Annotated in this window: 11 protein-coding genes; 4 read left to right on the top strand and 7 right to left on the bottom strand. The window is 68.8% G+C overall.

What is annotated here, in order from left to right; translation table 11 throughout:
• Positions 1-34 precede the first annotated feature (34 nt).
• The 4 genes from DNK52_RS00495 to DNK52_RS00480 are packed head-to-tail and all read right to left on the bottom strand — an operon-like array spanning position 35 to position 5,508.
• The gene (locus DNK52_RS00495; protein WP_110238614.1) at positions 35-529 is read right to left on the bottom strand and encodes a beta-class carbonic anhydrase; all 495 of its coding nucleotides are present in this window, start codon (positions 527-529) and stop codon (positions 35-37) included.
• A complete protein-coding gene (locus DNK52_RS00490) occupies positions 522-2,327 on the bottom strand; it encodes an MFS transporter (protein ID WP_110238613.1) in 1,806 nt (601 codons plus the stop codon). Before DNK52_RS00490 ends, DNK52_RS00495 begins: the two co-directional genes overlap by 8 nt.
• Positions 2,324-3,022, bottom strand: a complete 699-nt coding sequence (locus tag DNK52_RS00485; RefSeq protein WP_110238612.1) for an LppX_LprAFG lipoprotein — start codon at positions 3,020-3,022, stop codon at positions 2,324-2,326. Before DNK52_RS00485 ends, DNK52_RS00490 begins: the two co-directional genes overlap by 4 nt.
• Positions 3,019-5,508, bottom strand: coding sequence for a DNA gyrase/topoisomerase IV subunit A (locus tag DNK52_RS00480; RefSeq protein WP_110238611.1), 2,490 nt, complete (start codon positions 5,506-5,508; stop codon positions 3,019-3,021). The genes DNK52_RS00485 and DNK52_RS00480 overlap by 4 nt, the downstream gene beginning before the upstream one ends.
• Before the next feature lie 77 nt (positions 5,509-5,585).
• Between DNK52_RS00480 and DNK52_RS00475 the strand changes: the two genes are divergently transcribed.
• From DNK52_RS00475 to DNK52_RS00465, 3 genes are all read left to right on the top strand, one after another.
• Positions 5,586-8,291 (top strand): bifunctional acetate--CoA ligase family protein/GNAT family N-acetyltransferase, encoded by a 2,706-nt coding sequence (locus DNK52_RS00475; RefSeq protein WP_239455289.1) that lies wholly within the window; start codon positions 5,586-5,588, stop codon positions 8,289-8,291.
• Between the two features lie 68 nt (positions 8,292-8,359).
• Positions 8,360-8,959 carry a DUF5998 family protein gene (locus DNK52_RS00470; protein WP_110238609.1) on the top strand — a complete coding sequence of 200 codons (600 nt, stop codon included), beginning with the start codon at positions 8,360-8,362 and terminating at the stop codon, positions 8,957-8,959.
• A complete protein-coding gene (locus DNK52_RS00465; RefSeq protein ID WP_110238608.1) occupies positions 8,956-10,077 on the top strand; it encodes an alkaline phosphatase family protein in 1,122 nt (373 codons plus the stop codon). Before DNK52_RS00470 ends, DNK52_RS00465 begins: the two co-directional genes overlap by 4 nt.
• A gap of 18 nt (positions 10,078-10,095) precedes the next feature.
• Here DNK52_RS00465 and DNK52_RS00460 read toward each other — a convergent pair whose 3' ends face one another.
• The gene (locus DNK52_RS00460) at positions 10,096-10,749 is read right to left on the bottom strand and encodes a thymidine kinase (protein ID WP_110238607.1); all 654 of its coding nucleotides are present in this window, start codon (positions 10,747-10,749) and stop codon (positions 10,096-10,098) included.
• A gap of 61 nt (positions 10,750-10,810) precedes the next feature.
• Here DNK52_RS00460 and DNK52_RS00455 point away from each other — a divergent pair, with 61 nt between their 5' ends.
• The gene (locus DNK52_RS00455) at positions 10,811-11,821 is read left to right on the top strand and encodes an aldo/keto reductase family protein (RefSeq protein ID WP_110238606.1); all 1,011 of its coding nucleotides are present in this window, start codon (positions 10,811-10,813) and stop codon (positions 11,819-11,821) included.
• 50 nt (positions 11,822-11,871) lie between these two features.
• Here the strand turns inward: DNK52_RS00455 and DNK52_RS00450 are convergent, their stop codons facing one another.
• Positions 11,872-12,735, bottom strand: coding sequence for an MOSC domain-containing protein (locus DNK52_RS00450; protein ID WP_110238605.1), 864 nt, complete (start codon positions 12,733-12,735; stop codon positions 11,872-11,874).
• Entirely contained in the window at positions 12,732-13,742 is a 1,011-nt protein-coding gene (sepH, locus tag DNK52_RS00445; RefSeq protein WP_162598539.1) for a septation protein SepH, read from the bottom strand. The genes DNK52_RS00450 and sepH overlap by 4 nt, the downstream gene beginning before the upstream one ends.
• Positions 13,743-13,844: the final 102 nt, after the last annotated feature.

Below are 13,844 nucleotides of genomic sequence, written 5' to 3'. Positions count from 1 at the left end.
TGGCGGGTGGTCGGGTCCCGAGGGACCCGCCTGATCACTCGACCGGGTCGAGCAGACCGGTGTCGACGTCGTAGATGAACCCACCGACCTTGACGGTGTCAGGGATCAGCGGGTGGGAGTGCACCTTGCGCACGTCCTCGCGCAGACCGGCGACCTGGTCGCTGACCACCCCGAAGGACTGCCACGAGGCGTCGATTCCGGACGACTCGGTGATCATGTCGCGCAGCACCGGCTCGCTGTGCTTGGCCATGGCGCACTTGGTGTGCGGCACCACGAGGATCCGCTCCACGCCCAGCAGGTGCACACCCAGGACGAGCGCCTCGAGCGCCTGGGGAGTCACCCGGCCACCCGGGTTGCGGAAGATCTTGGCGTCGCCGTGCTTGAGGCCCAGCATCGCCAGGGGGTCGATGCGTGAGTCCATGCAGGTCACCAGGGCCACTCCGGCGTGGGCCTTGCCGTCGAAGCCGCCGAGGGTGAAGTCCTCGGCGAAGTGGCGGTTCGCTGCCAGGAGGTCGTCGAAGTCAGTCATGCCTCAACCCTAGACCGGAGGCGGACCTCGTCCGAGCAGGAGTTGCTGTGCGGAACATCACCAACGCCAGCACCGCCGCGACGACGGCCAGCACGGCGGCGCCGGCGAAGACCGTCGTCTCCTGGGCGAGTCCGGCCTCCTTGAGAAGGAGTGTGAAGGCATCGCAGCGTGAGGCGCCGCCACAGACCTCTCGGACCGACGGAAAGGTTCCCTGCACCGCGTAGTAGCGCCGCAGACCGATCGCGGTGAGGCTGGAGATGCCGACCAGCATGCCCACCATGCGAGCGACCACCACGAGGGCACTGCTCAGGCCGTGCAGGGAGTCGTCGGTGAAGGCAAGGACAGCGGCATTGACCGGAGCGAGTGCCAGTCCGAACCCGAACCCGCAGATCACCAGCACGAGGCTCGAGGACCAGTGCTCCAGGGCAGTGAGTCCCCACTGCGACATGGAGGCGAAGCTGCCTGCTGCCAACAGCATCCCCAGCGCGGTGGGGGGCCCTGAGCCCCACATCCGGGTGAGGTGTCCACCGACGACTGCCCCCACCGGCAGCGCCACCAGGAAGCGCAGGAGGACCAGCGCTGCCATCAGTTGGGAGTCGCCGTGGATCGTGGTGCGGGCGAAGAGCGGGATGTCGATGAGCGCAGCGATCAGGGCGGTGCCGACGAAGAAACTCACCAGCAACGCTCCCCATGCGGGGGTGCGGCGCAGGGCACCGCGTGGCACCAGCGGTTGCGCGGCTCGCCGTAGGTGGACGACCAGGCAGACAGCTCCGAGAGCAGCACCGAGGAGATACCACTCGCCGTGGTCGGCGAAGAGCTGGACCTTGGGGTCGGCGGTCGCGAAGGCAAGGATGATGCCACCCAGAGCCACCGCCAGGAAGGCGGAGCCGACGAGGTCGGCCTCCAGGGCGGCCCGGATCCAGGGCCGTACGTCGATGAGAGGCCGTCGCGCAGTGAGGAGGCGTACGACGAAGAGGGCGAAGGCGGCCATCGCCGTGACTCCCGCGGGGGTGAGCCACCTGCCGTCAGCCAGGAACGGGATGAACATCTGGCCCCAGAAGAGGTCGCGCATCACCACCGCCGGACGCAGGAGGACCAGGGCGGCAGCCACCAGGGCAACCAGCCCCAGAGCCGCTCCCAGTACGTCCGGAGAGCCGTCGAGCCGTCGCTGCAGCAGGGCCGCGGCACGCGCGTCCAGGAGGTCAGGATGTCGGGCAGTCAGGACGCGCAGGGCCGCGGCCAGGACGAGAGCGACTGCCAGGTTGAGGGCGAAGATGGCACGCCAGTCGGACACGGTCAGGACGACGGCCCCGAGGAGCGGGCCGATGACCGATCCGATCTCCTGGACTCCCGAGACGACGCCCAGCGGGACACCTCGCCGGTCGGCGGGGTAGAGATCGGCCACCAGGGCCAGGGTCGCCGGCACCAGTCCGCCGCCGCCGACTCCCTGCAGGAACCGGCCCACCACCATGGAGTTCATGTCGTAGGCCAAGGCCGTCACGAGTGAGCCGACGGCGAAGACCAGCAAGGCCATGACGAGCACCGGGACCCGGCCGTGGAGGTCAGCGATCCGTCCGATCAGGGGCAGCACAGCGACGTAGCCGAGAAGGAAACTCGAGATGATCGGGGCAGCCCGCTGCAGTTCGTCGATCGGGATACCGGCGCTGCCCATCATGTCCGGCAGGGCCAGCACCACCACGTACGTGTCGGCGGCGGCGAACGCGACCGCGATCGCGGCCAGGGCCAGCAGCGAGCGGGTCCCGCGAGGTGCAGTGGCGGGACTGGCGAGACCGCTCACGGCTTGGTGATCGTCCTGTCGAGGCCGTACTCGGTGACAGTGAGGGTGTAGGTCATCTCGTCGCTGTCCTTGTAGAAGACACCCGTCATCTCCGTCTGACGCAGTTGACCGTCGGAGGTCACGTGGTGGACCACGTCGAAGGTGTCGTCCGCGCTGCTCGGGATCACCCGCTTCATGACGTCACCCGCGATGGTTCCCGTGTAGGTCGTGAGTACCTCGGAGTTGTCCTCACCCCCGCGCACGGTGTCCTGCTTGGTCGGATCGTCAGTTGCCTCCAGCAGGGCGACGAGGCCGGCGTCGGCGCCGATGAGTCCTGACGGATCCGGTGCCCCATAGGCGCCCGGATCGATGTCTGACCAACCGGAGGTCAAGGGGATCTGGGCCCAGACCTTGCCGTCGACGGCGATCACCGGCACGTCGAAGTCGATGCCGCCGAGACGGATGTCGAGGGTCCCGTCGAAGGCGGGGGCATCGGTGACCGCGCCCACCGCCGAGGTGATGCCGTTGACTCCCTCGGGCAGCTCGTCCGTGGCCAGCGTCAGGCTGGTGCCGCTGGTCTCGCTGAGCGTCTCGGCCGCACCGGCGAGCACGCTGGCAGGGTCCTCGGAGTGGACGCCCTCGTCGCTGTCGCCCGAGCAGGCGACGAGTCCCAGGCATGCGACGGTCAGAAGCGCGGGGAGCAGGGTGACTCTCATGACGGGGACTCTTCCACGACGCTGTTGACCTGGAGATGGAGGGAGACCGCAGAGGCACAGGCGGCCAGGGGTTGGGCCACCGGGACCCCCGATCCGTCGCGGCGTCCATCGGCCTTCGGCAGGGGCACGGGAGAGCCGTTCGAGGCGGCACCACGTGCCGGGCCGCGGCCAGCCCAGGCGAAGGTGAGGGCGTCCTCGCCCTTGAGGAAACGGTGGCAGCGCACGCCACCGGTGGCACGTCCCTTGGCGGGGTACTCGGAGAACGGGGTGACCTTCACGGACCCGTTGTCCGTGCCCGGCAGTGCCGTGGACGAGCCGGACGAGGTCACCACCACGGCGTCCTCGGTCTCCAGTGCGCCGAACCAGATGGCGGTGGCCCTGTCGGCGAGTCGGATCCCTGCCACGCCGCCCCCGGTCCGGCCCTGGGCGCGGACGTTGTCGGCCGAGAAGTGCAGGAGCTGGGCATCGGAGGTGACGAAGCACAACGTCTCCGAGCCGGTGACGAGTTCGACCGCCCCCACCACGTGGTCGCCGTCCTTCAATGAGATGACCTCCCACTCGTCGCGGGTCAGGACCTCGGGGTTCACCCTCTTGACGACACCGTCGCGGGTGCCGAGGGCCAGGCCCGGCCCGTCCTCGGAGAGGCGGGTGAGGGCAAGGGGCAGTTCACCCTTTTCCAGGTCGACGATCTCGGTCAGCGGTAGGCCGCCGGCCAGGGTCGGGTCGTTGGCCGACGAGGGGAGCTCCGGGAAGTCGAGGACCTGGAGTCGCACCACGCGCCCACGGCTGGTGAGCAGACCGACCTCGCCGCGCACCGTCGTACGGACCGCGGAGACCACCACGTCGTGCGCGGCGCGGTCGCCGCCGTGCCCGGGCGAGGTGACGTCGGAGGAGCGGGCCAGCAGCCCGGTCGAGGAGAGGAACGCCAGGCACGGGTCGTCGGGCACCTCGAGGGCTGATGCCGAGGACGCCGTGACGGTGGTGCCTCCGGAGGCGAGCAGGACCGTACGCCGCGGTGTGCCGTGCGCCCGGGCCACGTCGGTGAGCTCGTCCGAGACGACCTTGCGGAGCAGTTTGTCATCGGCCAGGATCGCCTCGAGTGCCTCGATCTGGGCCTCGAGCTCCGACTTCTCCTTCTCGAGCTCGATCTTCGAGAACTTCGTCAGGCGACGCAGCGGCATGTCGAGGATGTACTCGGTCTGCAGCTCGGTCAGGTCGAAGACCGACATCAGGCGTTCCTTGGCCATCGCGGTGTTGTCGCTGCTGCGGATCAGCTGGATCACCTCGTCGATGTCCAGGATCGCGACCAACATGCCGTCGACCAGGTGCAGGCGGGCGGCGGCCTTGTCCCGACGGTGGGTGGAGCGGCGGCGTACGACGTCGAAGCGGTGGCCGAGGAAGACCTCGAGCATCTCCTTCAGCCCCAGGGTGCGGGGTTGGCCGTCGACCAGCGCGACGGCGTTGATCCCGAAGGAGTCCTCCAACGGAGTCTGCTTGTAGAGCTGCTCGAGCAGCACCTCGGGCACGATGCCGTTCTTGACCTCGATGACGAGTTGCAGGCCGTTGGCGCGGTCGGTGAGGTCCTTGACGTCACTGATGCCCACGAGCTTCTTCGACTGGACCAGGACCTTGATCCGCTCGATGATGCGCTCGGTCCCGACTCCGTAGGGGAGCTCGGTGACCACGATCCCCTTCTTGCGGGCAGTGACGTTCTCGATCCGCGCCGTGGCCCGCATCCTGAAGGTGCCCCGGCCGGTCTCGTACGCGTCGCGGATCCCGTCGAGGCCCACGATCTTGCCGCCGGTCGGCAGGTCCGGGCCCGGGATGAACCGCATGAGGTCGTCGACGGTCGACTTCGGGTGCGAGATCAGGTGCTTGAGCGCCTGGACCACTTCGACGAGGTTGTGGGGGGCGATGTTGGTGGCCATGCCCACTGCGATGCCGGTGGCACCGTTGACCAGCAGGTTGGGGATGGCGGACGGCAGCACGGACGGTTCGGACTCCCGGCCGTCGTAGTTGGGCTTGAAGTCGACGGTGTCCTCGTCGAGCGACTGCGTCATCGACAGTGCCGCCGGTGACATCCGGCACTCGGTGTAACGCATCGCCGCGGGCGGGTCGTCGGGGGAGCCGAAGTTGCCGTGCCCGTCGACCATCGGGAGGCGCAAGGAGAAGGGCTGAGCCATGCGGACCAGGGCGTCGTAGATCGCGGTGTCTCCGTGCGGGTGCAGCTTGCCCATGACCTCGCCGACCACCCGGGCGCTCTTCACGTGACCACGATCGGGGCGCAGCCCCATGTCGTCCATCGTGTAGAGGATGCGGCGTTGCACGGGCTTGAGCCCGTCGCGGGCATCGGGCAGAGCGCGCGAGTAGATGACGGAGTACGCGTACTCCAGGAAGGACGATTTGATCTCGTCGCCGACGTCGATGTCGAGGATGTGTTCCTCGAAGTCGTCAGGGAGAGGAGTCGAGGTGCTGCGACGTGCCATGGAGGCATTCTCCCCGTTCGATGACAGGTAGCGGGCACAGGGCGCGCCGGTGGGGCCCTACCGATAGATTCACCTGCGTGACCGATCCCGCGAGCGGCCCCACCCCCGCACCTCCCACCCACTGGGAGGCCGATGTCCTGCTCCGCGACGGCCGGGTGGCACACATCCGCCCGATCAGGGGCGACGACGAATCCCTCCTCGTGGAGTTCTACAGCCGGGTCTCGGACGAGTCCAAGTACTACCGGTTCTTCGCGCCGATGCCGAAGCTGTCCGACAAGGACGTGCGCCGCTTCACCCACGTGGACCACACCGACCGAGTCGCGTTCGTGCTGCTGATCGGGCAGCAGATGATCGCGGTGGGACGCTATGACACGGTCGCTCCGGGAGAGGCCGAGGTGGCCTTCCTGGTCGAGGACAAGCACCAGGGGCGCGGCATCGGTCAACTGCTGCTCGAGCACCTGGCGCAGGCCGGACGGGAGCGGGGCATCGAGCGCTTCGTTGCTGAGGTGCTGCCCGACAACCACCCCATGATCCGTACGTTCAAGGACGCCGGGTACCAGGTCGCCAGCCAGTACGACGACGGCGTGGTGAGCCTGGAGTTCTCCATCGACTCCACGATGTCGGCCATTGACGTCATGGAGCAGCGCGAGCACCGCGCGGAGTCGGCCTCCATCGAGAAGTTCTTCAACCCACGCTCGATCGCGGTGATCGGCGCCAGTCGCCGTCAGGACACCATCGGTCGGACCCTCGTCCGCAACCTGGTCCTGGGCGACTTCACCGGTCAGGTGCACGCGGTCAACCCGAGCGCCGACGCCGTCTCGGGCCTGCCGGCGTACGCCTCGGTGGCCGACATCCCCGGTGACGTCGACCTGGCGATCGTGGCAGTCCCGGCGGAGAAGGTGCAGGACGTCGTCCTGGACTGCGCGGCCAAGGGGGTGCACGGCCTGGTGGTGATCTCGTCCGGGTTCGCCGAGACCGGCGACGAAGGGCGTCGCCGCCAACGCCAGCTGGTCGGGTTGTCCCGCTCGTACGGGCTCCGCCTCATCGGCCCGAACGCTCTGGGTGTCATCAACACCGCACCGGACGTTTCACTCAACGCCTCGCTCTCCTCGGTGATGCCACCCCGAGGGCGGGCCGGCTTCTTCTGCCAGTCCGGCGCCCTCGGCTCTGCCATCCTCGAGAAGGTCAACAACCGCGGTCTGGGCCTGACCACCTTCGTCAGCGCCGGCAACCGCGCCGACGTCTCCGGCAACGACCTGCTCCAGTACTGGGAGGAGGACGACTCCACCGAGGTGGTGCTCCTCTACCTGGAGTCCATCGGAAACCCGCGGAAGTTCTCGCGCATCGCCCGCCGCGTCTCGCGTCGCAAGCCGATCATCGCGGTGCGTTCGGGACGTGCCACCCAGGGGGTCCCGATGGGCCACGCCGTCCGGAAGATCGCGGCGCCCTCCCAAGCGGTCGACGCCATGTTCCGGCAGGCAGGGGTGATCCAGGTCGACACCCTGGAGGAGATGTTCGACGTCGCCCAGTTGCTCGCGCACCAGCCGTTGCCCCGAGGTCGCCGCGTGGCCGTGGTCGGCAACTCGGACGCTCTCGCCCTGCTGGCCGCTGACGCCGCCGCGGGTGCGGGACTGGTGGTCAACAAGACCGTTGCCCTGGGTGCCGAGGCGGGCGCCGAGGACTTTGAGGACGCACTGGACGCTGCGATCGACGACCCCGAGATCGACGCCGTGGCCGCCATCTACATCCCACCGCTGAACGTTTCTGGGGAGGAGGTCGCCAACGTCCTGGCGGCGATCGGTGAGCAGTCCGACAAGCCGTTGGTCTCGACCTTCCTGGGGGCAGAGGGTGTCCCCGAACTGCTCCGCGTCCCCGACGTCTCGGGCTCCACGGCCGGACGCGGCTCGGTGCCGTCCTACCCTGCCGTCGAGGCGGCCGTCCGGGCGCTGGCGCGGGTCGTGGAGTACTCCGTCTGGCTGCGTACGCCCCAGATCACGCCCAGCGACGAGGCCCTGGTGGACCGGTCGGCGGCCAAGAAGCTGGTCCACGAGCTGCTGCAGCGTCATCCGGAGGGTCGCGACCTCAACGACGACGAGCAGCAGGAGTTGTTCGCCTGCTACGGCATCGACCTGTGGCGCACCATCCGGGTGTCGACCCTGGACGAGGCGATCGCTGCGGGGGAGGTCCTGGGTTGGGAGGCCGTACTGAAGGCCACGGCGACGCACCTGCGTCACCGCCCCGACCTGGCGCACGTGTGGCGCAACATCGACGACGCCGACGACATGCGTACGGCCTGGGAGAGCCTGCACGAGGTGGTCACCCACCCGGGCGGAGCCGGTTTCGTGGTGCAGAAGAACGCGCCGCCCGGGGTGCCCGTGACCGTCTCCACCACCGAGGACCCCCTCTTCGGGCCGGTGGTCTCGTTCGGCATCGGAGGCCCGCTCACCGAGCTGCTCCAGGACCGGTCCTTCAGGATCCCGCCGCTGGCCGAGCACGACGCCCAGGACATGATCCGCGAGATCAAGGCATCGCCGTTGCTGTTCGGTTTCCGGGGGAGCGAGATCGTCGACGTCACCGAGGTCGAGCGCATCGTCCGCCGCGTGGCCCAGTTGCAGTACGACGTGCCCCAGATCCGGCAACTGAGTCTTCCCCTCATCCTGGCCGGCCAGGACAGCTGTGCAGTGCTGGGAGCGAACACTCGCATCGAGCCGGTCATCGACCCGCGATCGGACTGGTTCGTGCGCCGTCTCAGCGTGATGCCCGGCGACACCCTCCCCGGGTGAGGCGCTCGGCGTCCACAGCTCTCGTGACTGTTGACCCCGGTGGGGCGTGCGCATGACAGACTGCAGACATGCGTAGCAGGACCTCCGACCATGCCCACTCCGAAGTCGACCGCGGGCGTGAGTTGCGCCGAGCCATCGACCGGACCGGGTACTACCCCGAGGTGGTCGCCGACGGTGTCTTCGCCGCTGTCGGGGGAGAGGCAGTCGTGGCGTTCTACGTCCACCACGAGCCGACCTTCGAGCGCGACGAGGTGCGTCGGCACCAGAGCGTGATCGTGCTGACGCCGTCGCGTCTCCTCCTGGCCCACACCGACGAGCACCCGGGCGACGACGTGCTGCCCGAGCCCTACACCTCGACCTCCACGGAGGCGATCACGTTGAGCGCAGTGCGCTCGGTCGTGGTGACCCGCATGGTCACCAACCCCACGTCAGGCCCCGCGCCGGCAGTGGAAGCGGTCCTGACCATCGGCTGGGGAGGCGTGTCCCGGATCGACCTCGAGCCGGCCGACTGCGCCGACCCGGCCTGCGAGGCCGACCACGGCTACACGGGTCTCCTGGCGGGTGACGACTTCTCGCTGAGGGTCTCGGCCGCTGCTGACGGAAGGGACGCAGTGGGTGGTCTGCTCGCCTTTGCGGAGTCGCTCTCCTCACGCACCCGTGGAGCATGAGCAACGCGTTCGTCGAGCCGGCGTACGGAGTTCGTTCGCTCGCTGACGTCCTCCCGGCCGTGGCGCAGGCGCTGGGGCATCCCCTGCCCGGCGCCGTCACGCAACTGCGACTCCCCGAAGCAGGGGCCTACGTGGTCCTCCTCGTCGACGGGATGGGCGCCGAGTTGCTGCGCCGCCACGCGCACGCGGCCCCCTTCCTCTCCGAACTCCTGGAGACGCAGCAGGCAGCCACTGCGGGGGTGCCGACGACCACGGTCACCAGCCTGACCTCGCTCGGCACCGGGCTCGCCCCCGGCACCCACGGGATGGTGGGTTACACGGCCCGGATCCCCGGGACCGACCGCCTGCTCAACGCCCTGCAGTGGGATCCGTCCGTGGATCCCGTGGTCTGGCAACCCCACGCGACGGCCTTCGGCCGACTGGCCGAGGCCGGCGTCCGGACCACCGTGGTGAACAGGCGTGACTACGCGACCAGTGGCCTCACCGTCGCCTCCAACCGGGGAGCCGGGTTCGTGGGCGCCGACGGCGCGGACGAGAGACTGGCGGCGGTGGTGGATGCGGCTGCGGCCTCGCCGTCGCTCACCTACGTCTACGACTCCGAGCTCGACTCCACCGGCCACAGGTTCGGGGTCTCCTCGTGGCAGTGGCTCCAGCAGTTGTCGAACATCGACGAAGAGGCCGAGCGGATGCGGGAGCTGCTCCCCGCCAGCACGCGGATGCTGGTCCTCGCGGACCACGGCATGGTGGACAGTCCGCCGGAGTCTCGCATCGACATCGACGAGGTGCGCGTCTTGCGCCACGGAGTGGCCCTGTTCGGCGGGGAGGCGCGCTTCCGCCACCTCTACTGCCGCCCGGGTGCAGTCGACGACGTCGTCGCGACCTGGCGCGAAGTGCTGGGAGAACGGGCCGAGGTGCTGACGCGGCACGATGCCGTGCGGCGTGGCTGGTTCGGCTCCTCACTCGACAGCGTGATCCCACGTCTGGGTGACGTCATGGTGGCCTGTCGTGGCGACCTGGCGATCCTGTCGAGCCAGGACTTCCCCAAGGAGGGCCAGATGATCGGGATGCACGGATCGTTGACCCCGGTGGAGATGCTCATCCCGATGCTGGTGGTCTGAGCAGCTTCCAGGAGCCGTTCAGCCGAAGGGCAGAGGCTCCGGCGCCAGGCTCACTGCCTTGGCGCGAGCTGCGGTCAGACGCCTGCGGTGATGCTGACGGCACAACACTTCGTAGGCCACCTCGGCGGCAGGCTCGTCCGCCATGTCGACGTCGCCCACCACCACGACCTCGCCGTCAGTGACCATGACCCCGCTCTCGGTCCGGGCGTTGTGCAGCGCACGCTTGCCGCACCAGCACAGGGCCTCGACCTGGAGGACGTTGACGCGGTCGGCCAGCTCCACCAGACGCGCGCTCCCCGGGAAGAGGAGAGTGCGGAAGTCGGTCAGGATCCCGAAGGCGAAGACGTCGATCTGGAGCTCGTCGACGAGCTTGGCGAGTTGTTCGACCTGGGCTGCTGAGTAGAACTGTGCTTCGTCGCAGACTAGGTAGTCGATGCGGGCGCCCTGGGTGAGAGAGCCGACGACATGGGCCCAGAAGTCGAAGTCACCAGTGACCTCGAGGGCGTCACGCCTCAGCCCGAGGCGGCTCGAGACCACCGCTGGACCGCCACGGTCGTGGGCGGTGAAGATCTGCCCGACGCGACCCCGGGCTGCGTGGTTGTGGTCGGTCTGCAGCGCCAGTGTGCTCTTGCCCGAGTCCATGGTGCCGGTGAAGAAGTGGAGTTCAGCCATGATGAAGTGATCCTGTCACGCAGGGCGCTGGCCCTGCGCACCACCAGTTAGGTTGGAACACATGGAATTCAGGTTCTTGGGAAACAGCGGACTGAAGATCTCCGCCATCACGTACGGCAACTGGATCACCCACGCGTCCCAGGTCGAGGACGACACCGCCACCCAGTGCGTCAGAGCTGCGCTCGAGGCCGGCATCTCCTCCTTCGACACCGCTGACGTCTACGCGAACACGGCCGCTGAGACCGTGCTCGGCAAGGCACTGGAGGGAGAGCGCCGCGAATCGCTGGAGATCTTCACGAAGGTCTACTGGCAGACCGGTCCGGGCGGTCCCAACGACAGCGGACTCTCGCGCAAGCACATCATGGAGTCGATCAACGGCTCCCTGACCCGGCTCCGGACCGACTACGTCGACCTCTACCAGGCGCACCGTTTCGACACCCAGACTCCGTTGGAGGAGACCATGCAGGCCTTCGCCGACGTGGTGCGCTCAGGCAAGGCGCTCTACATCGGGGTCAGTGAGTGGACCGCTGACCAGATCACCGCCGGTGCCGCGATGGCCAAGGAATTGGGCTTCCAGCTCATCTCCAGCCAGCCGCAGTACTCGATGTTGTGGCGCGTGATCGAGGACGAGGTCGTGCCGGCCTCGCGCGAGGCAGGCGTCTCCCAGATCGTCTGGTCACCGATCGCCCAAGGTGTGCTCACCGGGAAGTACCAGCCTGGCCAGTCCTACCCGGCCGGCTCCCGTGCCACCGACGAGAAGGGCGGTGCGACCACGATCTCCCGCTTCCTCACCGACGAGGTGCTCACGGCTGTGCAGCGGCTGCGACCGCTGGCCGAGTCCCTCGACCTGACCATGTCTCAGATGGCGGTGGCCTGGGTGCTGCAGAACGACAACGTAGCGTCCGCAATCATCGGCGCCTCCCGCCCTGAGCAGGTCCACGAGAACGCGGCCGCCGCTGGCGTACGCCTTCCCGCGGAGACGCTCGCCGCCATCGACGAGGCCCTCGGCGACCTGGTGGAGCGCGATGCCTCCCTGACCGAGAAGAACGCTCCCACCGAACGCCCGACCTGACGCACAGCACTCATCGCGTCAGGGTCGCTCAAGGTGGTGCCCGCGCGGGCTCAGGCCCGTTCGGGCACCACTGCGTCCCCCAGGGTGAGGATTCCCTCGCCCTCGGGGATCAGATTCATCGCGAAGATGACCTTCGAGCCAGACCTTCGGTGACGGGCCAGCGTACGAATCGGCTCCTTGCCGCGTTCGAGTGTCCGCGGATCCACCGTCGTCATGACGCATCGCCCCGACGGGTGGGTGACGCGGAAGGAGACGTCGCCGATCCGGACCCGCTGCCAGAGCTCCTCTTCGAAGGGGGAGGTGCCGCTCACGACGAGGTTGGGCCGGAAACGTTCCATGCCCAGCGGTGCGGGGGTGGGCTCGCCACGCTCGATCGCTCCCTGGGTGATCCACTCGTTGAGCTGAGCCAGCGACGAGTCAGTGGCGAGGGTGAGGGGATACCCGTCCGCGTACGCCGTGTGGTCCTGGGGTGCCGCGTACGTGGGGTTGAGAGAGCGTCCCTGCGGATCGTGGCACCACAGGAGCCGTAGGTCAGAGCGCCCCAGGGTGGTGCGAAGCCATTGCTGTACCTCTGGCGCCGCTTCGGTCCCAGCGAGTGCCTGCCCGAACATGGTGACGCTGCTGCGGGGAGCATTCGGGATCTCGACGAGGAGATCCGGGCGCCCCGAGGATCGGAGACGCAGCGGGGCCTGCAACCCCGGGGAGGTGATGGGGGTGTCGGCCTCCACGGAGAAGAGCGCCGGGAACTCGCGCGCTGAAACCAGGTCGCCCTCGGAGTCGACCACGACCCAGGAACGGTCGTCCTGCAGCCCACGAGCAAGCACCGCACTCCTGGAGAGCGTCCGGATGGCCATGCTCTTGACGGGATGGATGTGGAGACCGGTGAGCAGCGGCTCCGGTGCTGCGGGGCTCACTCGTTGGTGCCGCCGCCGAACATGATCTCGTCCCAACTCGGTACGGAGGCGCGACCACGCTTCTTGCTCGACCGACGGGGGGCTTCGGCCGGCGGCTCGGTCGCAGCGGGGGACTCCGACTCAGACTCGGCCTCGGCTTCCGCGTCGGTCGAGGCGGACTCCGGCGCCGCGGGACGGGGCGTCCCGGTCGGAGCCTGCTCCGACGGCGCCGGCGTGCTGGCCGCCCTGTCGGTTGCGGCGGGCGCGCTGCTGTCGGGGGTGAGGTTGCGGATGAAGTCCGGGGTGCTGTCCAGCTCCGGGCGCGCCGGAGTGACCAGCTCGATGGCGTCGTCACCCAGGGCAGGAGCGTCACTGCGGACGGCGCTCAGGCGCCGTTGACCGGCCGCCACCTCAGGAGCAACGGCGGCAGCGGTCTCCTGGGGCGCGTCACCGACGAGCCAACGCGCGTCCTCGTCCTCCAGGTTGACGTAGTTGCCGCGCATGTCGAAGGTGAACGTGCCGGTGCCACTCCGGGTGCTCGTCTCGAACAGCCCCGTCAGCGTCCAACGTCCGTCCTCGCGACGGAAGGCGTCCCACTCGACGGACTCGGGGTCGACGTTGTGGCCGCGCAACTGGTGGGCCACGGCTTCGCGCAGCGTACGTCCGCCGCCCAGGGAACCGGTCCCTTCGGTCGCGCGGCGCCGCACGGAGGAGAGTTGCGCCCGCTCGGCGACGTGTGCGCGCTCCGCGAGCACGGGAGCGGCGTACGGCATGATCTTCTCCACGCTCGACCTGGCAGCTTCGGCGACGGCCTCGGCCGTCTCTCCGGCTCGAATGCGTGCCTGGATGTCGCGGGGGCGAAGGGCGCTGTCCATACGTGTCTCCAAGTGGCCTGGGCGGGGCTGCTCACCACGGAGGGCGGAGCGTAGAGCGGTGTCGATGTCGAGGGTGAACTTCTCGCCGCCATCGGCGACGAGCAGCAGTCGAGTGCGGTCCTCGCTCAGTCCGACGAGCGTGAGGTGCGCCATCGCCTGCCGTGCTCCTGCCCCTTGTGCTGCCCCCGGAGTCGCCCGGGGGGTGGTGCCTTCGTGGGTCGAGCCTACGCCAGCGACACCTGCGTCGCGGGGATC

Origin of the sequence: Nocardioides gilvus (assembly GCF_003194605.1) — a bacterium.
GTDB lineage: Bacteria > Actinomycetota > Actinomycetes > Propionibacteriales > Nocardioidaceae > Nocardioides > Nocardioides gilvus.
The sequence above is the reverse complement of the archived record's forward strand: the minus strand, read 5'-3'. Positions and strand labels throughout refer to the sequence as shown.

Coding starts and splice junctions, on each gene's coding strand:
- DNK52_RS00465 (WP_110238608.1), top strand. CDS start 8,956: ATGAGCAACGCGTTCGTCGAGCCGGCGTACGGAGTTCGTTCGCTCGCT.
- DNK52_RS00485 (WP_110238612.1), bottom strand. CDS start 3,022: ATGAGAGTCACCCTGCTCCCCGCGCTTCTGACCGTCGCATGCCTGGGA.
- DNK52_RS00460 (WP_110238607.1), bottom strand. CDS start 10,749: ATGGCTGAACTCCACTTCTTCACCGGCACCATGGACTCGGGCAAGAGC.
- DNK52_RS00455 (WP_110238606.1), top strand. CDS start 10,811: ATGGAATTCAGGTTCTTGGGAAACAGCGGACTGAAGATCTCCGCCATC.
- DNK52_RS00495 (WP_110238614.1), bottom strand. CDS start 529: ATGACTGACTTCGACGACCTCCTGGCAGCGAACCGCCACTTCGCCGAG.
- DNK52_RS00470 (WP_110238609.1), top strand. CDS start 8,360: ATGCGTAGCAGGACCTCCGACCATGCCCACTCCGAAGTCGACCGCGGG.
- DNK52_RS00480 (WP_110238611.1), bottom strand. CDS start 5,508: ATGGCACGTCGCAGCACCTCGACTCCTCTCCCTGACGACTTCGAGGAA.
- sepH (WP_162598539.1), bottom strand. CDS start 13,742: ATGGCGCACCTCACGCTCGTCGGACTGAGCGAGGACCGCACTCGACTG.